Consider the following 22283-nt stretch of genomic DNA (forward strand, 5'->3'; position numbering starts at 1 on the left):
TTGCGCCCCCTTACTCTTCTGTTCGGTGGAATTGTGATAAGAAACGATTGTCATTCGTATAGAAATGACGAATATCATCCACTCCATATTTCAACATTGCAATACGTTCAGCACCGATTCCAAATGCAAATCCTGATACTTTTTTAGAGTCATATCCAGCCATTTCTAGTACATTTGGATGCACCATTCCAGCTCCTAAAATTTCAATCCAGCCTGTTTGCTTACATACGTTACAGCCAGAACCGCCGCATTTATGACAAGAAACATCAACTTCAACAGATGGCTCAGTGAATGGGAAGAAACTTGGACGTAGGCGAATTTCACGTTCTGCACCGAACATTTTTTTCGCTAACGCATCAAGTGTACCTTTTAAATCACTCATGCGAATGTTTTCACCAACAACTAACCCTTCAATTTGCATGAATTGATGTGAATGTGTTGCATCATCATTATCGCGGCGGAACACTTTACCTGGCGAGATGATTCGAATTGGTTCACCTTTTTTCGCTTCCATCGTACGTGCCTGCACTGGTGAAGTATGTGTACGTAAAAGTGTTTCTTCTGTAATATAGAATGTATCTTGCATATCACGAGCAGGGTGCCCTTTAGGCAAGTTAAGTGCTTCAAAGTTGTAATAATCTTTTTCAACTTCTGTACCTTCAGCAATTTGATATCCCATTGAAACGAATAAATCTTCAATTTCTTCGACTACGCGTGTTAAAGGATGACGATTTCCTTGGCGAATTTTACGTCCTGGCAACGTCACATCAATTGATTCTTTTTCAAGTTGTTCTTGAATGGCTTGCGCTTCTAATACAGCAGCTCTTGCTTCTAATTGTGCTGTTACATTCTCACGAACCGTGTTGACAAGTGCACCCATTTTCGGACGCTCTTCAGGGGATAATTTCCCCATTCCTTTTAATAAATCAGTAATTGGACCTTTTTTACCTAAATACGCAACACGAACATCATTTAATTCTTTTAAATTCGAAGCTGCTGCTAATTTAGCTAATGCTTCTTGCTCTAATTGCTTTAATTGTTGTTCCATTTTTATATACCTCCTTAAAAAATTTGGCTTTGTAGTGATGTGACTAATGGGTTATGTGCGGTATTGGAATGTTTAAGTGCGAAATTCATCGGTTTATGTGCGGTTTTCACAGATTTATGTGCGAATAACCAATTAACCTCTTTTCACAACAAAAAACCCCGCCCCTAAAAAGGGACGAGGACTAATTTCGCGGTACCACCCTAGTTATTGCAAATATGCAATCACTTCATTAACATAACGGCTAACTCAGCCGGCTTTCCTTTCACAAATAAACTTGATCCCGGAAGCTGCTCGTGGGGTGAACTTCAATATTTACGACAATACATATGCTTTCAGTCTACGGCCTATGCTCCCTAAAAGGTCTATAAATATTTACTCTTCCCACTCATAACGCATTTAAAATTATTGTATTTCTAAATTCTTCATTATTTTACTTCAAAACGGAAATCGTTTCAAGTACAGCAATCACATTCTCATTTAAAAATATTACATTTTTAATATACGTAAAAAATAGTACATTTTAAACATTTGTATATGGAATTTTTAACTAATATGTTATATTTTATATTATATTAACGTTAGATTTTGTAACATCAAAAAAGGAGGGATATTTTATGCTTTTTATAAAAAGACGAGAAGAAATAAAAACAGAATCAAGTTTCGAAGACGCATCTCTAAATATCAATGGACAAATTCAAGTTGCAATTGACCAACTTAAAGCAGTAGTTGAACAAATGAAAATCGCTTCAATAGCACTTGAGGAAACATCTGCTTCTAGTAAAGAAAAATCAAATAGTTTACTTGAGCATAGTATACAAACTGCTGAACATGCACAGCAAGTTTCTAAAAAAATGACTGAAATTGAATCATCCGCCTTACATATTTCTGCCTTTTCACAAGAAATTCTTTCAAACAGTCAAACTTCAAATGAAGAATTAATGATATCTTTTGAATCTTTTCATTCACTTCAAAAAAAGTTTGAAACTTTAAGCAATAGTCACAACACTCTCCTACAGCAAATGAATCAGCTAGTAAATAACTCAAGAAAAATTATTGATATCGTCCATACAATCGGATCCATTTCCCAAAAGACGCGAATTTTAGCTTTAAATGCATCCATCGAAGCTGCTCGAGCAGGAGAACACGGAAAAGGATTTGCAGTAGTAGCGAATGAAGTTGGGAACCTAGCAAACCAAACCTCAAATGCAGTGGAAGAAACACGAGAAAATATTGATTTAATCTTAAACGAGATTAATAAATCTACACATATGGTGGAAACTGAAACAAAGCAAATTCAGGAGGGTTCAAACGAATTAAATGACATTCTGAAATATTTAAAATCATTCCAATTGAAATTAAGTTCTATAACAAAAATGGTTTCCGAATCTACTGATGCTGTGGAGGGACAACGAGAAAGCGTCCAGGAGATTGCACAGCTGCTTCAGGAAATATCTCAATTGGCGTTTGAAAACAAAGAGAATGTTTATCACGTATCAAACGATTTAGATAAGCAGCACATAAATGTAGAAGAGATACGAGCAATAAGTCATTCATTAATTCAAACTTCCGAAGAATTACAAACAATCGTTCAACAAGATTTATCCGCACATGAAATAGAAATGGATCACTCCTTAATCAATAACATGACACAAATTCTTTCACAACTAAACCAAACAAGACAGCTAGTAACAATGAATACACAAGTACACAAGAAAGTATTGGATGATATTCTTTCATCAAACAAACAATTAGAAGCAATATGGTCTAATCGACTGGATGGAACATTCGTTTATTCGAATCCTACAGCTGGTCTTGTTAACGCAAAAATGCGTCCTTGGTTTATTCAAGCTTCACTTGGACAAGTCTATGTATCAGAGGTTTATATTTCTGCTTTAACAAAGAAAAATTGTATTTCACTGTCAATGCCTATATTAGATGGAGATCATATTATTGGTGTATTGGGAGCTGATTTACTGATTGAATAAATAATAAATGCGCAAGTACCCTGCTCTGCTTGGCCTTTTAGGTTATTTTCACCCAAACAGGGCAGGACTTGCGCTAGCCTCTTTTCATTCTCTTCTTTAATTCAAATTAACGAATAAATTGATAGAGCAGTATTCCAGTTGCTACAGCAACATTTAGTGATTCGGCTTGGCCCAAAATCGGGATAATGACATTTTGATCTGTTTTATCAAGCAGCTGTGGATGAATACCACTGCCTTCATTACCTACGATTAATGCAAAGTTTTGCGAACCTTCAACCTCAGTATAATCAATGGCATCTTGTAAAGCAGTTCCATAAACTTTTACATCACGCTCTTGTAAATCTTCAATCCAATCCATTAATTCACCCCGCACAACCGGGATATGGAAATGGGAGCCTTGAGCTGAACGTAATGTTTTCGGGTTGTACGCGTCTGCACAACCTTTTCCTAATACGACTGCATCAATACCAGCTGCATCAGCTGTACGAATCATCGTACCAATATTGCCTGGATCTTGCACTGCATCAACAAGTAAAAGTTTTCGCCAATTTGCCTGATCTTCATTTGTTGCCTGTTGTTGTTTACAATGGGCAAAGACACCTTGAGAAGTCTCTGTCTCCGCAATTTCTTTTGCAACGGAATCCGTAACCTCCACCATCACGACATTATCAATTGCCCATAATAAAGGTAATTCCACACCTTCACGCACAATAATCTGAACAATTTGCTCTTTATTTTTCAACGCTTCTTCCACTAAATGAAAGCCTTCTACGATAAATTCTCCTGTTTTTTCACGTTCTTTACGAGTTGTTACAAGCTTTTTCCAATGCTTTACTAAAGCATTTTGTGTTGATTCAATTCGTTTCATTTATACAGTTACCGCCTTTTCCCTTTCGTTCTTAAAGCCTAATTTTACATGAAAAGTTGGACAGTGTAAAAATCTTCTTCTTGAAAAGGTCAACCTATTTCTTAACAGAATAGTTTTGTTCAATTCCATTGGTTTTTAAAAGTGTACTAAGCCTTTTTATATGCTCCTCAGTAGTATGTTCACCAAAGTTTTCAAATGAGCTCGTATAGAAATGAATTTAGTAAAACGCATTATTGCACAACATCCTGATAAACAAAAATAGGTTTCCATGCTTAACAATGAATCATTCTGCATTGTTTCTGAAACTAATGAAAACGGTGGAAAAGGAAATATTATAAAAGTGTAGAAGAAGTTGCAATGGAAACTCGCTATCTTTTAATCGAATGTGGCATGGAATTTTACTGCTGTTATCCAACCCTTTCGTATTATAAGGTCAGCCAGAGAAATCTGGTTGACTATTTTTTATTCAATTTATAGATTGATAGTAGCCGGGGTAGAACGTTCTGGCCCGTGGGACTTGATCCCGTCCACAAAACTGTTCGCCCTCTACTTGTTAACACATGATTAGGCTGGTTGGGACTATAGCGATCCCGTATAACAAGCGAAGATATGAATGACAAGATAGATGGAGGTTACCGGTCAATTCACTACATAAGGAGGAGATTTAAATGAATCCAGTTGTCGGTCTGGATGTCGCAAAAGGTGAAAGTCAGATTCAAATGTTCTTGGATAAAAAAATGCCCTATAAAAACAGTGTGAAGGTTGAACATACGGTAGAAGGATTAGAAGAGTTACACTCTTATTTACTAGATTTAGAGCGTCAAACAGGGATGAAACCACCTGTGGTTTTGGAATCAACTGGCCATTATCATGCCCCAGTTGTTCAGTTTTTAGAAGCAAGAGAGTATATTGTGATTATCGTAAATCCGTTGGTATCTTACCGAGCGAAAAGCTCTAGCTTACGGAAAACGAAAACAGATGCCATTGATGCTTATCACTTAGGTGAACTATATTACAAAGAGGATTTAGAACCTCAGAAGAAACGTGGTATTCAGTTATTAAACCTTCGGCATCTGACAAGGCAACATGAAAACATGACAGGAATTATGATTCAAACTAAGCTCCAATTCCAAGCAGTATTAGATCAAGTATTCCCTGAATACAAAGGAGTTTTTGGGAATTTATATGCCGAAATTTCATTAAAAACTTTACAAACCTTCCCTACCTCCGAGTCTGTCTTAAAAGCAGGTGTAGAAGAAATTGCCCAGTTTATTAATATGCATTGTAAAGCACGTTCATTTGATTGGGCGCATGAAAAAGCAGAGGAATTAATCGCTGCTGGAGAACGCAATCCATTTCAGTCAACCCTTTATCATAGTCTTCTTGTCAGTCTGAATATGTATATAGATTTACTTCAAGCGTACCACCAACAGCTTTCTACGTTAGAACGAGAGATTGATGATTTAGCGGTACAACTTGAAGAATATGAACTACTCCAAACAATTCCCGGTGTAGGTGAAAAAATCGCTGCAACGATTATTTCTGAAATCGGTGAAATTGATCGGTTTAGTCATCCAAAAAAGTTAGTTGCCTTTGCAGGACTTGATCCAAGTGTGTTTGAATCAGGACGCTTTAAAGGTACAAAAAATCATATTACCAAACGTGGCTCAGCTCGGCTTCGCCGTATGCTTTACACAGCGGTTCGCTGCTCTATTCGTGATAGCCGTAAAAAGAAAACAACTGACGAAACTATAGCACGAAATAAAAGATTACGAGCCTTCTACGACTTGAAACGCGAAGAAGGTAAACCATACAGAGTAGCTATTATCGCTTGCGCTAATAAGCTTTTACACTGGATTTATGCGATGTTAAAATCAAAAACACCATTCCAAGAAACTAATTAGTAACATTATTTGAAAATAAAACAAAAACCTTCCAAATTAGATTCGGAGGGTTACTTGAGTTGTGCATTTTTAGTATAGCATGAAGCGATTTTTAATTTAAAAGATTTTTATTGACAATCTATTAGCTGGTTTTGTGAATTGTTTAAATTCATCATTTATAAAATTATTTACTATGTATAGTTTTTCTATGTTGAAGCAGACTACTCTTAGAGGAGGAGATTGTTATGAATTTTCAAATTCGAGATGCAATTACAGCAAACGTTCAAGGCGACAGTGCTAACGAGTTCCGTGATACTGTAGAGGATGCTATTTCTCGTGGTGAAGAGCATTTACTACCTGGTTTAGGTGTATTTTTAGAGAAATGGTGGAAAGCATCGTCTGCTGCAGAACAGGAAGCATTTACAGAAAAATTATCAAAAGCTTTTCAATCTTAATATCAGATGTCTACTTACTTGGTATGAATTTAGGGACCGTCCAAAATACTTTTGGATGGTTCCTTTTTTCAACATTCCCATTTACATAATATTTCAACCTTTCATAAAATTCTCATTTAATCTAAAATAATAGTTACTAATAAATAATGAGGTGTAAAAATGCAAGTAAGTATTTCAGATGCTATTAATCAATTATTAGAAGTTTTAGAACAAGATCAAATTACTACAAACGAAACTGTAAGACAATTACATGCAAAAGATGAATCACACCATGAGCCAGTTTTACCTGATGTGGTAGTCTATCCCCGCTCGACATTAGATGTACAAAACATTTTAAAAATCGCAAACGAATTTAAAATTCCAGTTGTTCCATTTGGCGTCGGCTCAAGCTTAGAGGGAAATGTAATTCCAGTTAATAAAGGAATTTCGATCGATTTTTCACTAATGAATTCCATATTGGAAATTCGACCAGATGACTTATTAGTAAAAGTTCAGCCAGGAGTTACACGATTACAATTAAATAAAGAATTAAAAAAATATGGGCTTCAATTTACCGTTGACCCCGGGGCTGATGCAACAATTGGTGGAATGACTGCCACAAATGCAAGCGGTACTACCGCAGTTTGCTACGGTGTAATGCGCGATCAAGTTCGTGATTTAGAAGTTGTCCTTGCTGATGGCACAATCATGCATACAGGAAACTTAGCTGTTAAGTCTTCCTCCGGCTACAATTTAAACGGCTTATTTGTTGGTTCTGAAGGTACTTTAGGGTGTTTTACAGAAATTACGCTTCGTGTATTCGGTATTCCAGAATTCGTTACTGCAGGTCGTGCACTATTTGACACGATTGATTCTGCCGTACAGGCTGTTACTGCCATTAGGCAAGCAGGAATTCAAATTGGTCGAGTAGAATTGGTAGACGAAGCTTCAGTCCGTCAAGCTAACATCTATAATGATACGAATTATGAAGAAAAGCCTACTATATTTTTAGAATTCCATGGTAATCAGTCTGGTATGGCAGAGGATGTATCTTTTACAAAAGATATATTTGAAGAATATGGTTGTACTAATTTTGCTTTTGAAACAGATACTGCTTCCCGCAACAAACTTTGGGAGGTCCGACATAGTATTGCTTATGCGTTCATCCACGGTTTCCCAGGGAAAAAAATGATGACAACGGATGTTTGTGTACCAATATCGAAACTTGCGGAGGCAATTCGCTTTGCCCGTTCACAAATAGAAGTCACAAGTCTAGTTGGCGGAATTGTTGGCCATGTTGGTGATGGAAATTTCCATGCTCTCGTCATGTATAACCCACAATCCGATGAAGAAAAATTAAGCGCGACAAAGTTCAACGAAAATATAGTGAATTTTGCTTTAAAAAACGGTGGAACTTGTACAGGTGAACATGGTGTAGGAATTGGCAAAGCAAAATACCAACAAACTGAGCATGGGAATTCTCTAGAAGTGATGAAGGCTATTAAAAAATTATTTGACCCAAATAATATTCTAAACCCTGGAAAAATATTCATTTCTTAATTATATTTAACTTATCATTATTGGATCTCTTGTTTTTTGATTTAATTTTGATATTTAACTAGTAAATGGAGGACCTAGATTTGAAGGGAAAATGGAAGTTTTTTATACTGAATAGCCTCGCTCTTTTTACTTTTCTATTTATGAATATTGGGAGTAGCCAGGCTGCAACATTTAAAGATGTACCCTCAAAACATCCAAATTCTTCCGAAATTGAATTTTTAGTACAGGAAGGAATTATTAAAGGATATGACAATCTTACATTTAAACCGGATAACAATGTAACAAATGCTCAAGTTGCTACAATGATTGCTAGAACGTTAAATCTTGATTTAGAAAATAGACCTAATCCTAATTTTTTAGACGTTTCAAAAAATCATGGTGCATACGATGCAATTGCAGCAGTTGTAGACGAGAGAATTTTTCCAAAAGGGAAAATGTTTTATCCGAATGAACCAATTACCCGTGAAAAAATGGCGCACGTGCTAGTAAATGCTTTTGATTTAACTGGTAAAAGCAGTGTTCGATTTAAAGATGTTTCTACAAAAAGCAGTTATTACGCTGCAATTAGTACACTTGCAGCAAATAATATTACAACCGGATATACTGATGGAACATTTAAACCAAAAAGTCCATTAACTCGTTCACATTTTTCTGCTTTTCTTTCCCGTGTTTTAGTGCCTGATTATATTCCAGTTACCGGGAAATTCAAGTTCAATAAGAATTATCAATATACTTTTGAATACATTGAAAATAACGGAAGAATTGGTACAGAGGTTTATACGTATAAGAAATCGGACAAAAATACTGACCTATGGAGCGTTACAGACGAAAGCGGTTCTAGTAGAAACTATCAAAGTATTTTAACTGATAGCCGATTTAAATTTTTCGCACCTAAACAAGGAAATTTAGATGAATACTTAAAATTCTCTATCCCCTCCCCTGTTAAATTGGGGTCAACCTGGAGCTATGCTTATAACGATTCCTATCTTTCGGTTCGCTATACCGTAACAAGTATGTCAGAGAGTGTTGATACTGAAGCAGGCACCTTTAATCAGGTAATGGAAGTAGAAAGTACGGACGGCTATCTATATTATTTCGATCAACAATATGGTCACATTTTGACTTACGATTTGGATAATGATCAGGTCGTTTATGAATTAATTGATCTTAAAAAGAATTAGTTAAGAGCTTGAAAAAGTATTGATTATAATCATCTCATCTCTATAGATTTCTAAAGATGAGATGATTTTTGGCTATTGTTTTATCAATTTGAACTGTATGTTAAGGATAATTTAAAGGAGGCTATTATGGGGAAAATAAATTATGGGGGGATAGCTGTATTTGTTTTTTCACTTACTGGATTTATATTTAGTATGATGTTTCAATCAATGGCATATTGGGGAGCAGATGGGACATTAACTATGGAGTGGTACTGGGTTGGGGCAATTTTGTCATATTTTTGTTCAATTATAGCTATAGTCCTTATGTCATTTAGGAGAAAAAATCTTAGCACGGGAGAAAAAATTTTGCATTTAATCAGTACCATTATAATAATTCTGTCTTTACTCTGGACCACATTTATTATTATCGCCTGGCAATCAGGATTCTGAGAATTGTTTAAAGAAACTTAGATTTAATAGTAATCCGATCATTAAAAAAGCAACCCAGCGTCTCCCAGGTTGCTTTAATTATGTAACGATGCTTCTTTCCATCTTGAAATAAGCATCGAGTTCTAATATTTACAGCGAGTCCCCCGTAAATGATTAGTTGATATTTTATCAAGTAAAGATATACTCCCGTATAAATTTACTGATTTGATTACATTAAGCTAAAATTGAAGCAAGTACTGCTTTTTGTGCATGTAGACGATTTTCTGCTTGCTCGAAAATATATGAATTTGGTCCGTCGATAACAGATGACGACACTTCTTCCTCACGATGAGCAGGTAAGCAGTGCAAGAACATATAATCAGGCTTTGCATGGCTAACAAGATCGTCATTTATTTGATAGCCTTTGAAATCTATTAAGCGTTTCGCAGTTTCCTCTTCCTGCCCCATACTAGTCCATACATCGGCATAAACTGCATCAGCATTTTTTACGGCAGCAATTGGATCATTTGTAACCGTCACTAAACTTCCATTTGTTTTTGCAATTTCTTGCGCTTTCGAAATAATATTTGCATCAGGTTCATAGCCAACCGGCGTTGCAACAACAACATCCATCCCTACATGAGCAGCAGCTACTACTAAAGAATGCGCAACATTATTTCCATCTCCAACGTAAGCAATTTTCAACCCTTTTAGACTTCCCTTATTTTCAGCGATTGTCTCTAAATCAGCCAACGCTTGGCAAGGATGATACAAATCTGTTAATCCATTAATAACTGGAATAGAAGCATGTTCAGCTAATTCCTTTACCATCTCATGCGAGTTTGCACGAATCATAATTGCGTCAAGATAACCTGATAAAACATGGCCAGTATCTGAAATCGGTTCACCACGTCCAATTTGCATATCGCGAGAATGCATAAACATCGCTTTTCCACCAAGCTGATTCATACCAACTTCAAAAGAAATGCGTGTACGTGTTGAATGTTTTTCAAAGATCATTCCAAGGGTTTTGCCTTCAAGCAATTTTGGACATCTGCCAGCTTTAGTAATTTTTTTTAATTGTGTGGCCAAGCTAATTAAATCTTGTACTTCCTCGCTTGAATAATCAAGTAGAGTCAATAGATCTTTCCCTTTTATGCTCGATACTAGCTTGAGCTGAACCTCTTCTAATAATTTCATATAACGAACGCCCCTTATTTCGATTGATGATGTATTTCATTATACATATGCATATTTATTTAATCAAGTGTATTTTTATTATTTTTTACCATCTTTTCAAAGCAATAAAATATACATGTATAAAATTAAAAAAACGTCGAAAATACTAATATAATTGTGATATTTAGATAAATGACACTTATAAATATTCGTATATAAGTTTAAAAATTAATTCAAAACCAACAGACCATTACTATGTATATGCAAAGAGTTAAATATTAGTTATGATATTTTATCATTTTTTTATATTGTCATACTTTTGATAAGAGCCTTAACAAAAAAGTAAGCGAAGTGAATAATTAGCATTGCTATATGACACATTACATATAGGAGGTGGAAGTTATGTCTAAAGTAATTGGTGTTGAACAATCATTATCAAACGTTGAAGCTGCTTTACAAGCAAAAGGATATGAAGTTGTTCAGCTTCGCAGTGAACAAGATGCAAGCAAATGTGATTGTTGTGTAATTACAGGCCAAGATGAAAACATGATGGGGATTAGCGATACTACAACAACAGCACCTATAATAGATGCTCGTGGTCTATCTGCTGATGAGGTTTTAGAACGTGTAGACAAAATGTTTCACTAAAATAATTAAAAGATGCTGCCACAGATTTGGACAGCATCTTTTAATTTTTTCTATCTGCAAAAACTGAAATAATTGGTTATTGAATTATCCAAAAATAATTTTATCCACTGCATCGCGGTCTAATCTTTTAATAACTTCTACAACTAATTTTACAGTATTTTTATAATCATCACGGTGTAAAATTGATGCATGTGAATGGATGTAGCGCGTTGCAATACCAATTGCCATCGCTGGAACACCATTAGCAGTCAGATGAATTGAGCCAGCATCTGTCCCTCCGCCTGGAGTTGCATCAAATTGGTAAGGGATGTTGTTTTCTTCTGCAATATCTACTACAAAATCACGAAGACCTTTATGACCAACCATTGAAGCATCATAAATGATAATTTGCGGTCCATCTCCTAATTTAGAAGTTGATTCTTTCGGTGTAATTCCTGGTGTGTCGCCAGCAACACCAACATCTAATGCAAAGCCGATATCTGGCTGAATTTTATATGTGGATGTTTTTGCTCCGCGCAGCCCAACCTCTTCTTGAACATTTCCTACGGCATATACAACATTTGAATGTTTCACATTATTTAACTCACGTAAAACATCAATTGCAATTGCACAACCAATTCGGTTATCCCATGCTTTTGCCAGCAGCATTTTTTCATTTTTCATGACGTTGAATTCAAAATATGGTGTAATCATATCACCGGGGCGAATTCCCCAGTTAATAGCTTCCTCTTTTGATGTAGCACCGATATCAATAAATAACTCTTTCATATCAACTACTTTTTTGCGTGTTTCAGCAGGCAAAATATGTGGTGGTTTTGACCCGATTACACCAATTATTTCTTCACCTTTGCGAGTTGTAATCGTTACACGTTGAGAAAGCATCACGTGGCTCCACCAACCACCTACTGTTTGGAATTTAATGAAACCTTTTTCATCAATTTGTGATACGATAAAGCCCACTTCGTCTAAATGGCCAGCAATCATAATTTTTGGACCATTTGCATCGCCCACTTTTTTCGCAATCAAACTTCCTAAATTATCGTATTCGATTTCATCAGCAAATGGCTCGATATATTTTTTCATTACTTCACGAGGTGCTCGTTCATTGCCGGCAATTCCATTTGCATCTGTTAATTCTTTCAACATTTTTAACGTACTATCTAACTCAGCCATCAATTCACCCTCCTAACGATTTTGTTCCTTATTATACCTTTATTATTTCGGATTATGAAATATTTAATATCCAGTTCTTTGGCGTTCATAATTTTTCTCATTTTTAGCAATATATGCACCGATAATATCATCAAATGAAAAGTCTAAATTGTACGCTAATACACCGTAATGCTGCCAAACACTACGATATAAATCCTCGGTTGGATGCTGTATGAAAGTTAATATTGCATCTTGTGTCCGTAAAAACCAACTTGTTAAATCTTCTCTCATTTGAATTTCAGGCCATGCATCTAGAGATAAGCCTTTTTCATTTCCAAGCGAAAGTAAGAAATGAATTGAATCAACAAATTCTTCTAAAATAATTTCACGTTCAGATGGCCCTTTTGTACTCCAAAATTTAAAACATCTTGTTTCATTTGCCAGCTCTGCAAGTTCAATCATTAAGGCTAGTCCTTTTTCTTTGAATACATCGCGTTCAATGTTCTGTGTTTTTTCAATAAATGCATCTAGTTGTCTCTGCATTTCAAAAAGTTCTTTAAATTCCATAAAATATCCCTCAATTTCTTTATAAAAAATGAAACTTATTGTCCTACTTAATCGTAAAGGAAACTACAATGTCTTTACAAGGGGGAACTTACTTGGCTCTTCTATTATTCCGCATACTCATTATTGTACTAATCATTTACATATTCTATAAGGCTGTACGTTTCCTAACAGATCCAAAACGAAAACTAGATGAAGCCTATGAAAAAGGACAATATTATTTTTATGATGATGTGAAAAATGTTAGAAAAAACTTTTTCATTTCTTATAAAGGTGCCCTTTTTGAAGGGGAGAAATATTTAGGTACAACAGATGATTCATTTGAGGTTGTTTCTATATTTGTTTGGGTGCATGACGCAATGAGGCTTCAAGGACTCACTAAAGAGGATTTTTTATTTTTGGAAAAAGAAATCCTAATGAATTACCCAAAAGCAAAAATAAATTGGAAAAATCCAATCGAACAACTTATGAAGGAACGATAATATCAAAAATAAAAGGAACAAAATAAGGATAGTCTAACAATGCTTGAAATATGCATGATAGACTATCCTATTTGATGTGAAACTTTATTAGACATTTAATTCTATACAGTTTTAGCCAACGTCTATAACTAAAAAATATTACTATTGACCTAACCGTAAATTTCCCCTACTTCCTCTTATACATCTTCTAATGTGATTCGTTTTGGGTGAAAAGCAATTTTATGCCAAATCCAATTAGGACTATACCCGTTAACTTTTCCATATAGTTTTGAACAGTCGTTGATAACAGCCACTCACGAATATAATGCAAGCAGAAAACATAGAAAACAAACCAAAGTATTGAAAGAAGAGCGTATATACTTCCCATAAAGAATAGTTCTATCATTGCACGCTCTGCTGTCGTAACGAACTGTGGCAAAAAAGTAATGAAAAAAACCGCTACTTTTGGATTGAGTAAGTTTGATAAAAAACCTTCCTTATAGGCTGATCCTTTCTTCTCTAAAATATTATCTGAATCAGTTGCAGTTGCTGGAGATTTCCTGTTGATAAACGCTTGAATACCTAAGTAAATTAAATAGATAGCACCTGCCCACTTTAAAATGGTAAAGGCAACTGCTGATTGGAGAATTAAAGTCGATAAACCTAGTGTTGCTGCAAGGGTATGGGCGAGTGAGCCTGTTGTAATGCCTAAAGCCATTTGCAAACCGTCTTTTTTACCATCCCCAATCGTCCTCTTTGTAATTAAAGCAGTATCAACTCCCGGACTCATAACAACAAATAATGTCATTAAAATAAAAGTAATCATAGCCCCTCCACATTGTACGATTTCATTTAATATGTTAAATTTAATTTAACATTAGACGTTCAAATGTTCAATACAAATAAATTAATTAAATAATAATTAATGGAGGAAAAAATGAATCAAACATTTATCGGTTTAAAAATTGAACAATACCGCAAAAATGCAGAGCTCTCATTAAGAGAGTTGGCGAAGCGGGCTAATATTACACCATCTATGTTAAGTCAAATAGAAAAAGGCACAGCGAATCCATCAATTCAAACACTAAAGTCATTAGCAAAGGTATTGGATGTTCCTGTTTTTACATTCTTAATGGAAGAAATCGATACAAAGGAATTAGTGGTAAGAAGCAATAAAAGAAAACAGATGGTAATTGATGGATTAGCTTATGAATTAATTTCTCCAGATTTTACTAGTCAATTAGCTACTGCAATTATGCATTTACAGCCAGGCATGTCGTCTTCAGAAACACCACTATCACATAAAGGAGAGGAAGTTGCTTACGTATTAAATGGCCCTATACACCTAACTCTACTAGATGATGAATATATGCTTGAAACAGGCGACAGTGTAAAAATCCCTACACACGCTATGCATATGTGGCGTAATTTATCTGACAAGCCTGTTAGTATTCTTTTTTCTGTAACACCTCCCTCATTTTAGGAGCGCATTAAACACATACTATCGATTAATTGTAAAAAATACTTTTCATAAATTTCACGGATTTGTAGAAGGTTATTCACCTATTCTTCCATTCACTATATGTTACACTTTTGAAGGACACTATTTATAGGAGGCAAAATAAATGAAAAAAATATTTTTCTTATCATTCATCTTCTTATTAGCATGTACGAGCAATGCCTTTGCACACACTACACTTGAAAGTTCAACACCTCAAGATGGTGAAGTGATTCAAGAAGAATTAAAACAAATAATATTAACTTTTGGTACTAAAATCGAACAAGGCAGTGAATTTACCCTTCAAAATTCAAATGGTGAATCCATACCTGTTGAAAATATTTCAATATCAGAAAATCAACTGTTAGGAGATATTACAACTCCTTTAGACAATGGAGAATATCAAGTTAAATGGAACATTATTGGAGCAGATGGTCATGTAATGGAAGATGACATTTCATTTACTTATGACTTACCAGTTGCTGAAACTACAGAAGAACAAAATACGGTAGAACAATCAACTGAAGAAACTGAACCACAAACAAATATTGAAGAAAATGAAACAAGTAAAGTGAATGAAGGTAATCAAGCGGAAATGGAAGAAGATGCATCGACATCATCAAATGCAGTACCAATTATTATTGGGGTACTCATAGTTATCGTTATCGCAAGCTTCCTATTTATGTTGAAAAGAAAGAAATAATATATTATGTTTGTTCTTATTATCATAAGTCAGATTTTAATGTATTTATGTTTTTCTTTTATTTTAGGAAGCTTTCTACTTTCTCTCGTTCCAAAAACCCATCGTCCTAACATTAATTTCCCGCAGAAGGGTCTTATTGCTGGAATAGCAGGAATTGCTATTTTCTCATTTTTTCCTGTACTAGAAATTATTTTGTATTTGGCTCCAAGAATCGGAGTCCTTGAAGCATTACAGTCAATACTTTTAACTTTCGAAGTAGGAAAAGCTTGGGTCTTCACTCTGATTATATCGATTATTTTATTAATTTTTGTTTGTTTATTCGATTATCAGCAGAAAGCAATCAATAGTTATATCGGCATTTTGTTTATTCTACTATTGATTTTGTCAATAGGCTGGACCAGCCATGCCAGCTCTATCGACCATGTGTGGGGTTTTATAAGTGATACTCTGCATTTAACAGCTGTTAGTGTTTGGGTGGGAATATTAATTGTCATCAGTTGGTTTTCAACAAATCATGTCAATTGGCTGAACTTCTTAAAATGGTTTACACCAGTAGCGATTGCTTGTTTCGGAAGTACTATAATCACTGGACTTATCTTAATGAATTTTGTTGTTCCTGAATATACAAACTCATGGTTGGTTCCATATGGACAAGCTTTATTAATAAAACATTTATTAATTATTCCCTTACTCCTTTATGCAGTGATTAATAGTATTTTTATTAAAAAGCGATTACACGATTCTACAGATTTTAATCCAAGACCGTGGGCTAAAATGGAAAGTATAATTATTCTTTTAATTTTTTCTGCTACGGCAGTATTAGGACAGGAATCGCCTCCTAAGGAATCAGGCGTTTTACCGGACAATGTTTCTAATTTATTTGATTTCATTTATAACGGGCAAGCTCAGCAGGAAATGACAGTACAGCTTGCATTAAACCCGACAAGCGCATCTTTTATTGCTTTAGCGATTTTATTCGCAATGTTAATGGTAATCTCGTTTTTAAAGAAAGCGCCTGCGATTATGTCTTTTTTAATGAGCGTTCTGCTCGTCGTTTGTGCTTATTTTTCATTAATGTTAAGCATTGTATAAATATAATTATTACAAACTTGCAATTCTTATTATAAGATGTCGCCTTAACATAAAGACCAACTCAAATTTCACTTGAGTTGGTCTTTATATGTATTTTAATTAATACTACTAAATTAATTCTTGCATGCTGCTATGGAAAATTTTGCTCATACAACAAAGCTTATGCGCAAATTGAATTAGAAGTACTTATAGATCTATTAAAATAGATTAAAAGCTCTTACTAGGATAAATAGTTGGATAGCTGCAAGGAGCGGAAAACCAAACGCAAATGAATTATGCTTTGTTTTATGACGGAATAGGTACATTCCTAACACACCACCACATGCTCCACCAAGAATTGCCAATGTAAATAACGACTTTTCTGAAATACGCCATTCATGTTTTTTTGCCCGCGATTTATCAATATACATGAAAATACATAGAATGATAGATACGACAACAATATAAGTTAATAACGCTAGTTCCATCGTGTCACCCCAATCCTTCACATATACAAAAAGACTGATAGGATTTCCTACCAGTCTTTATTATAATTAAGTATTTTGCGGCTGTCGCAAGCTTTCGCCGCAGAGATTTTGCGACTGTCGGCTTCGCCTTTCGGTGCAGAAATAATTTTGTGGCTGTCGCTTCGCTTTCGCCACAGAAATAATCATTTTCGCTTGGCGAAAATGATTATTTCGCTACTGCTTTTTTCGCTGCTTCTGCTAATTGTGCGAATGCTTGAGCGTCAGTTACAGCTAGGTCAGCTAACATTTTACGGTTAACTTCGATACCAGCTACTTTTAAACCGTGCATTAAACGGCTGTAAGAAAGTCCGTTCATACGAGCAGCAGCATTGATACGTGTAATCCATAATTTACGGAAATCACGTTTCTTTTGACGACGGTCACGGTATGCATATTGACCTGATTTCATTACTGCTTGGTTAGCAACTTTATATAATGTATGTTTTGAACCAAAATAACCTTTTGCTAATTTTAATACTTTTTTACGACGCTTGCGCGTTACTGTTCCGCCTTTTACGCGTGGCATACTAATTACCTCCTGCTAATTCTTTCGAATGTTTAATTGATTACAATCCGTATCTATTTTACTTAAAAATTATTTCATGTAAGTAAGTAAAGATTTGATGCGTTTGAAGTCACCTGAAGAAGCAACTTTTGCTTTACGTAAGTGACGTTTTTGTTTTGTAGATTTGTTTGCGAATAAGTGGCTTCCGTAAGCACGGTCAAATTTTAATTTTCCTTTGCCCGTTTTTTTGAAACGCTTCGCAGCGCCACGGTGAGTTTTCATTTTTGGCATTTCGAATTTCCTCCTAAACTATTCGTCTGTATTACTTTTTCTCGTTCTTTGGTTGAAGAACTAAGAACATGCTTCGGCCTTCCATCTTCGGTTTTTGTTCTACCGTAGATACTTCAGCACAAGCTTCAGCAAAACGATCTAACACGCGTTGACCAATTTCCTTATGTGTAATTGCACGACCTTTGAAACGTAAAGTACATTTCACTTTGTCGCCTTTTTCTAGGAATTTGATAGCATTGCGTAATTTCGTTTGAAAATCATGTTCATCAATTGTTGGGCTCAAACGAACCTCTTTCATATTAATGACTTTTTGATTTTTACGAATTTCACGATCTTTCTTTTGCTGTTCAAACTTAAACTTACCATAGTCCATGATACGTGCGACTGGTGGCTTAGCTTGAGGGGCCACAAGGACAAGATCCAAGTTTACACGAGCGGCAATTTCTAAAGCTTCATTACGAGATTTAACTCCAAGCTGATCACCGTTATGATCGATTAAACGAAGTTCACGTGCGCGAATGCCTTCGTTTACATACATGTCTTTGCTAATACGAATCCACCTCCAAGGTTGTGTCGCGAATACATGAGTTTTTCGCAAAAACGCCCGGTTGAACGGTACACTTCCTAAGTATGTCCATAAAAAAAGGACGGACATGTTAGAAGATGTCCGCCCGCTATATTTGCATACGCTTAAGTAGCGCTTAAATAATTCAACGTGTCATACCTGATAACAGCAAATGCGCGTCTTTACAGGTGAGAAGCGGGCAGCCTCTACTTCAACCACAAACTTGTATTCATAACCTAGTTAATATTATCATCAATAAAATAAGATGTCAACAATATTATTTGTATTTAATTTTTTATTAAATAAATTCTACTGTGGTAATTTCTCAAAAGAAGTTCTTAATACCCCGTCTTTTTTATAGACTGTTACACTAATTTTTTCACCATTATTTGAAGTAATTGTTGTTGTTCCTTCTTTTAAAGGTTTTAAAAGTGCAAATTGCAATTTTTGTGGGCTGCTAGGACGATAACGTATAGATATGTTGTTAGGTATATATGCTATTACTTTTACGATAGACGTATCTTCAATAATAATAGGTGCAGCAGTTGAAATATAATTTTCAAAGTATTGAGATAAAGTTAGCTTTCGTATATTGGAGTAACTTTCTTTGTTCTTCTGAAGTTTATCAATTAATAGAACAAGTTGAGAACGTGTTACATGCTTATTTATCCCATATTCATTTTCAGATAACCCCGAGAGCAAATTAAAATATTTTAAAGACATAATTTCTAAACCATGTTGTTTAAAAAGGATGTCACCGTAATTATATGTAAAAATATCTTTAAACTGCGGCGTCGGGTCTTCATGTGACTCAATTGCTAACAGCGGTACATTAAAAGCATTTACCAAAATTTTCGCCATCTGACTACGTGTTAAATAATCATTTACACCAAATTCATAATAATTATATCCACTAATTATGCCCTTACTATGCATTTCATCAATGTAGGGATAAAATTGATGTGTTTTCGGTACGTCCTTAAAGTTATCAAATTGTGAAACATTCTCGTAATCTAAGCCTGCAGCAATAGCAATCATTTTAGCAGCTTGACCACGAGTTACCTTTTCATTCGGATTAAAATAAGGTAGCGTGCTACTAATTGCTCCTTGCTCAATCATACTTTCTACTGCTGGATAAAAATTATCAGTCGGCTTAACATCCTTATAATGTACGCTTGCTTCTGCAGAATGTAGAGCAACTAATAAACTTAACCCTAATGCAACACTACAAATAATTTTTTTCATTTTTCTCACCCCCCTTTATTTTACCATTTCACGGCTTAGACGACCTTATAAAAAAACGCACCGACTTTTTGTCGATGCGTCATCTAAAATTATTTTGTTATTTCTGCTTTTATGTTGTTTAAGAACTCTTCAAACGCAACTGTTTCAGAGTCCTTAGAACCGTAACGACGAACGTTCACACTTGAATCTTCAACTTCTTTATCTCCAAGCACAAGCATGTAAGGGATTTTCTGCATTTGTGCTTCACGGATTTTATAGCCTAATTTTTCTTCACGATCATCCATGTCCACTCGGATTCCTGCTGCTTGAAGTTCTGCAACTACTTTTTGTGCATAGTCATAGTGAACTTCATTTGATACCGGAATAACTTGAACTTGAACAGGTGCTAACCAAGTTGGGAATGCCCCTTTATATTCTTCTATTAAGAATGCCACAAAGCGTTCCATTGTTGATACAACACCACGGTGAATAACGACTGGACGATGTTGCTTTCCATCTTCTCCAACGTAAGTTAAATCGAAGCGTTCTGGTTGTAAGAAGTCAAGTTGTACAGTTGATAATGTTTCATCCTTACCAATCGCTGTTTTTACTTGAACGTCTAATTTTGGTCCATAGAATGCAGCTTCGCCTTCAGCCTCATAATATTCCAAGCCAAGATCATCCATCGCTTCTTTTAACATACCTTGCGCTTTTTCCCACATTGCATCATCATCATAATACTTTTCTGTGTCTGCTGGGTCACGATAAGATAAACGGAATTTATATTCGTTTAAGTTAAAGTCTTTGTAGACATCAAGAATTAAATTAACAACACGCTTGAACTCATCCTTGATTTGATCTGGACGTACGAAAATATGTGCATCGTTTAAAGTCATCCCGCGTACACGTTGTAAACCAGATAAACCACCAGAACTTTCATAACGGTGTTGTGTTCCTAATTCAGCAATACGAATTGGAAGCTGACGATATGAGTGCATCGATGATTTGTATACCATCATATGATGAGGACAGTTCATTGGACGAAGCACTAATGTTTCGTTATCCATTTCCATTGGCGGGAACATGTCATCTTGGTAATGGCCCCAGTGTCCTGAAGTTTCATATAATTTTTTTGATCCTAGTACTGGTGTATAGACATGTTTGTAACCAAGACGTACTTCTTTATCAACGATATAGCGTTCGATGATACGACGGATTGTAGCACCATTTGGCAACCAAAGTGGTAACCCTTGACCAACTGTTTGAGATAGAGTAAATAGTTCTAACTCTTTACCAATTTTACGGTGGTCACGCTCCTTTGCTTCTTCTAGCATTTGAAGATGATGTTTTAAATCTTCTTTGTTAAAGAATGCTGTACCGTAAATGCGTTGAAGCATTTTGTTGTCCGAATTACCGCGCCAGTAAGCACCGGCTAAAGATAAAAGCTTGAACTCTTTTAACTTACCTGTTGATGGTACGTGAATTCCACGGCAAAGATCGAAAAATTCTCCTTGATAATAAATAGATACTTGTTCATTAGCAGGAATTGCTTCTAAAAGTTCTAATTTATATTCGTCGCCAACTTCTTCGTAAATTGCTTGCGCTTCATCACGGCTTACGTTTTTACGTTCAATTTCAAGATTTTCAGAAATGATTTTTTTCATTTCTTTCTCAATTTTCGGAAGGTCCTCAGCCGAAATTGGAGTTGGTGAATCGATATCATAATAGAAACCGCCTTCGATAACTGGACCGATTCCAAGTTTTACATCTGGGAATAGACGTTTTACTGCTTGCGCTGTTAAATGAGCTGTTGAGTGGCGTAAAATTTCAAGAGCTTCCTCAGATTTTGGTGTGATAATTTCTATTGCACCATCAACTTCAATAGGTGTTTTTAAATCGATAAGTGTACCGTTAATTTTACCAGCTAAAGCCTGTTTTTTAAGTCCTGGGCTAATCGAAGCTGCTATTTCTTCAGTTGATGTGCCGTGTGGAAATTCTTTTACTGCACCATCTGGAAAAGTTAATTTAATTACTTCTGACATGTTTAATTCTCCTTCTTTTTTATTTTATGGGTTGAACGTTTTTTGAAATTCGCACTTAAAATTTTAGAATTCGCACTTAAAAGTTAAAAAACCGCACATAACTTTCTAAAATTCGCACATAAATCTCAAAAAACCGCACATAACCCATTAAATCCCTAAAAATACAAACCCTCGAGAAAATAAAAAAGCCGTCCCTATAAAAGGGACGACGCATATGCTCGTGGTTCCACCCTTCTTCCTTCCGATAAAATGTTATCAGACGAAGCTCTAGGTCGGTTAACGCACCGGTAAACGTTAGCGGATTATTCCCCGCTAAGGCTCTGAGGTAGTAAAGATTGCGTCGTACTAGGAAACTTTCAGCCAAGGCTTCCCTCTCTATAAGTCGTCTCACAAACTTGTTGTCCTCTTCATAGCTTTTTATTTGGATTATTTACATTGAAAGTATACGCTCGATTATTACGAAATGCAACTAAATATCGACAGAAT

Annotated in this window: 23 protein-coding genes and 1 other annotated feature; of the genes, 11 read left to right on the forward strand and 12 right to left on the reverse strand. The window is 35.3% G+C overall.

From position 1 onward, the window contains the following. Positions 1-10: 10 nt before the first annotated feature. Complete coding sequence (gene pheS, locus MKY04_RS14890; RefSeq protein WP_126293646.1) at positions 11-1048, reverse strand: phenylalanine--tRNA ligase subunit alpha; 1038 nt, start codon at positions 1046-1048, stop codon at positions 11-13. 167 nt (positions 1049-1215) lie between these two features. Next, positions 1216-1446: a binding site (T-box leader), on the reverse strand. Between the two features lie 216 nt (positions 1447-1662). On the opposite strand from pheS, the gene MKY04_RS14895 reads away from it, so the two are divergent. After that, positions 1663-3033 carry a methyl-accepting chemotaxis protein gene (locus MKY04_RS14895; RefSeq protein ID WP_126293647.1) on the forward strand — a complete coding sequence of 457 codons (1371 nt, stop codon included), beginning with the start codon at positions 1663-1665 and terminating at the stop codon, positions 3031-3033. A 106-nt stretch (positions 3034-3139) separates the two neighbouring features. On the opposite strand, the gene MKY04_RS14900 is transcribed toward MKY04_RS14895, so the two are convergent. Continuing rightward, on the reverse strand, positions 3140-3901 hold the full coding sequence (locus tag MKY04_RS14900) for an RNA methyltransferase (RefSeq protein WP_346234645.1): 762 nt from the start codon (positions 3899-3901) through the stop codon (positions 3140-3142). A gap of 668 nt (positions 3902-4569) precedes the next feature. On the opposite strand from MKY04_RS14900, the gene MKY04_RS14905 reads away from it, so the two are divergent. The 5 genes from MKY04_RS14905 (at position 4570) to MKY04_RS14925 (ending at position 9388) form a co-directional block, all read left to right on the forward strand. Continuing rightward, the gene (locus tag MKY04_RS14905) at positions 4570-5805 is read left to right on the forward strand and encodes an IS110 family transposase (RefSeq protein ID WP_346234646.1); all 1236 of its coding nucleotides are present in this window, start codon (positions 4570-4572) and stop codon (positions 5803-5805) included. A 224-nt stretch (positions 5806-6029) separates the two neighbouring features. Beyond that, positions 6030-6239: a small acid-soluble spore protein SspI gene (gene sspI / locus MKY04_RS14910; protein WP_126293649.1), complete on the forward strand. Its 210-nt coding sequence runs from the start codon at positions 6030-6032 to the stop codon at positions 6237-6239. 159 nt (positions 6240-6398) lie between these two features. Beyond that, positions 6399-7778 (forward strand): FAD-binding oxidoreductase, encoded by a 1380-nt coding sequence (locus MKY04_RS14915; protein ID WP_126293650.1) that lies wholly within the window; start codon positions 6399-6401, stop codon positions 7776-7778. A gap of 80 nt (positions 7779-7858) precedes the next feature. Next, on the forward strand, positions 7859-8959 hold the full coding sequence (locus MKY04_RS14920; protein WP_346234647.1) for an S-layer homology domain-containing protein: 1101 nt from the start codon (positions 7859-7861) through the stop codon (positions 8957-8959). A 126-nt stretch (positions 8960-9085) separates the two neighbouring features. Beyond that, positions 9086-9388, forward strand: coding sequence for a hypothetical protein (locus tag MKY04_RS14925; protein ID WP_126295396.1), 303 nt, complete (start codon positions 9086-9088; stop codon positions 9386-9388). Positions 9389-9601: 213 nt separating this feature from the next. On the opposite strand, the gene argF is transcribed toward MKY04_RS14925, so the two are convergent. Further along, positions 9602-10567 carry an ornithine carbamoyltransferase gene (argF, locus tag MKY04_RS14930; protein WP_126295395.1) on the reverse strand — a complete coding sequence of 322 codons (966 nt, stop codon included), beginning with the start codon at positions 10565-10567 and terminating at the stop codon, positions 9602-9604. A gap of 381 nt (positions 10568-10948) precedes the next feature. Here argF and MKY04_RS14935 point away from each other — a divergent pair, with 381 nt between their 5' ends. Further along, on the forward strand, positions 10949-11194 hold the full coding sequence (locus tag MKY04_RS14935; protein ID WP_126295394.1) for a YkuS family protein: 246 nt from the start codon (positions 10949-10951) through the stop codon (positions 11192-11194). 84 nt (positions 11195-11278) lie between these two features. On the opposite strand, the gene MKY04_RS14940 is transcribed toward MKY04_RS14935, so the two are convergent. Together MKY04_RS14940 and MKY04_RS14945 are read right to left on the reverse strand one after the other, a co-directional pair. Next, positions 11279-12367 carry a M42 family metallopeptidase gene (locus MKY04_RS14940; RefSeq protein WP_346234649.1) on the reverse strand — a complete coding sequence of 363 codons (1089 nt, stop codon included), beginning with the start codon at positions 12365-12367 and terminating at the stop codon, positions 11279-11281. Between the two features lie 63 nt (positions 12368-12430). Next, positions 12431-12913: a dUTP diphosphatase gene (locus MKY04_RS14945; RefSeq protein ID WP_126295392.1), complete on the reverse strand. Its 483-nt coding sequence runs from the start codon at positions 12911-12913 to the stop codon at positions 12431-12433. A gap of 92 nt (positions 12914-13005) precedes the next feature. Here MKY04_RS14945 and MKY04_RS14950 point away from each other — a divergent pair, with 92 nt between their 5' ends. Then, positions 13006-13392 carry a sigma-w pathway protein ysdB gene (locus tag MKY04_RS14950; RefSeq protein WP_126295391.1) on the forward strand — a complete coding sequence of 129 codons (387 nt, stop codon included), beginning with the start codon at positions 13006-13008 and terminating at the stop codon, positions 13390-13392. Between the two features lie 187 nt (positions 13393-13579). Here MKY04_RS14950 and MKY04_RS14955 read toward each other — a convergent pair whose 3' ends face one another. Next, positions 13580-14197, reverse strand: a complete 618-nt coding sequence (locus MKY04_RS14955) for a LysE family translocator (RefSeq protein WP_346234650.1) — start codon at positions 14195-14197, stop codon at positions 13580-13582. A 111-nt stretch (positions 14198-14308) separates the two neighbouring features. Here MKY04_RS14955 and MKY04_RS14960 point away from each other — a divergent pair, with 111 nt between their 5' ends. From MKY04_RS14960 to MKY04_RS14970, 3 genes are all read left to right on the forward strand, one after another. Further along, positions 14309-14854, forward strand: coding sequence for a helix-turn-helix domain-containing protein (locus tag MKY04_RS14960; protein ID WP_126295389.1), 546 nt, complete (start codon positions 14309-14311; stop codon positions 14852-14854). A gap of 142 nt (positions 14855-14996) precedes the next feature. After that, positions 14997-15572, forward strand: a complete 576-nt coding sequence (locus MKY04_RS14965; protein WP_126295388.1) for a copper resistance CopC family protein — start codon at positions 14997-14999, stop codon at positions 15570-15572. 6 nt (positions 15573-15578) lie between these two features. Next, on the forward strand, positions 15579-16664 hold the full coding sequence (locus tag MKY04_RS14970; protein ID WP_346234651.1) for a copper resistance D family protein: 1086 nt from the start codon (positions 15579-15581) through the stop codon (positions 16662-16664). 197 nt (positions 16665-16861) lie between these two features. On the opposite strand, the gene MKY04_RS14975 is transcribed toward MKY04_RS14970, so the two are convergent. From MKY04_RS14975 to thrS, 6 genes are all read right to left on the reverse strand, one after another. Then, positions 16862-17131 carry a DUF1294 domain-containing protein gene (locus MKY04_RS14975; RefSeq protein ID WP_346234652.1) on the reverse strand — a complete coding sequence of 90 codons (270 nt, stop codon included), beginning with the start codon at positions 17129-17131 and terminating at the stop codon, positions 16862-16864. A gap of 205 nt (positions 17132-17336) precedes the next feature. Then, positions 17337-17696, reverse strand: a complete 360-nt coding sequence (rplT, locus tag MKY04_RS14980; RefSeq protein WP_126295385.1) for a 50S ribosomal protein L20 — start codon at positions 17694-17696, stop codon at positions 17337-17339. 69 nt (positions 17697-17765) lie between these two features. Then, on the reverse strand, positions 17766-17966 hold the full coding sequence (gene rpmI, locus MKY04_RS14985) for a 50S ribosomal protein L35 (protein ID WP_122971135.1): 201 nt from the start codon (positions 17964-17966) through the stop codon (positions 17766-17768). 31 nt (positions 17967-17997) lie between these two features. Beyond that, a complete protein-coding gene (gene infC / locus MKY04_RS14990) occupies positions 17998-18504 on the reverse strand; it encodes a translation initiation factor IF-3 (protein ID WP_126295384.1) in 507 nt (168 codons plus the stop codon). A gap of 336 nt (positions 18505-18840) precedes the next feature. Further along, positions 18841-19776: an S-layer homology domain-containing protein gene (locus MKY04_RS14995; RefSeq protein WP_346234653.1), complete on the reverse strand. Its 936-nt coding sequence runs from the start codon at positions 19774-19776 to the stop codon at positions 18841-18843. A gap of 89 nt (positions 19777-19865) precedes the next feature. Further along, positions 19866-21797, reverse strand: a complete 1932-nt coding sequence (thrS, locus tag MKY04_RS15000; RefSeq protein WP_126295382.1) for a threonine--tRNA ligase — start codon at positions 21795-21797, stop codon at positions 19866-19868. Positions 21798-22283: the final 486 nt, after the last annotated feature.

Origin of the sequence: Lysinibacillus telephonicus, from assembly GCF_039654155.1 — a bacterium.
GTDB classification, from domain to species: Bacteria; Bacillota; Bacilli; order Bacillales_A; family Planococcaceae; genus Ureibacillus; species Ureibacillus telephonicus.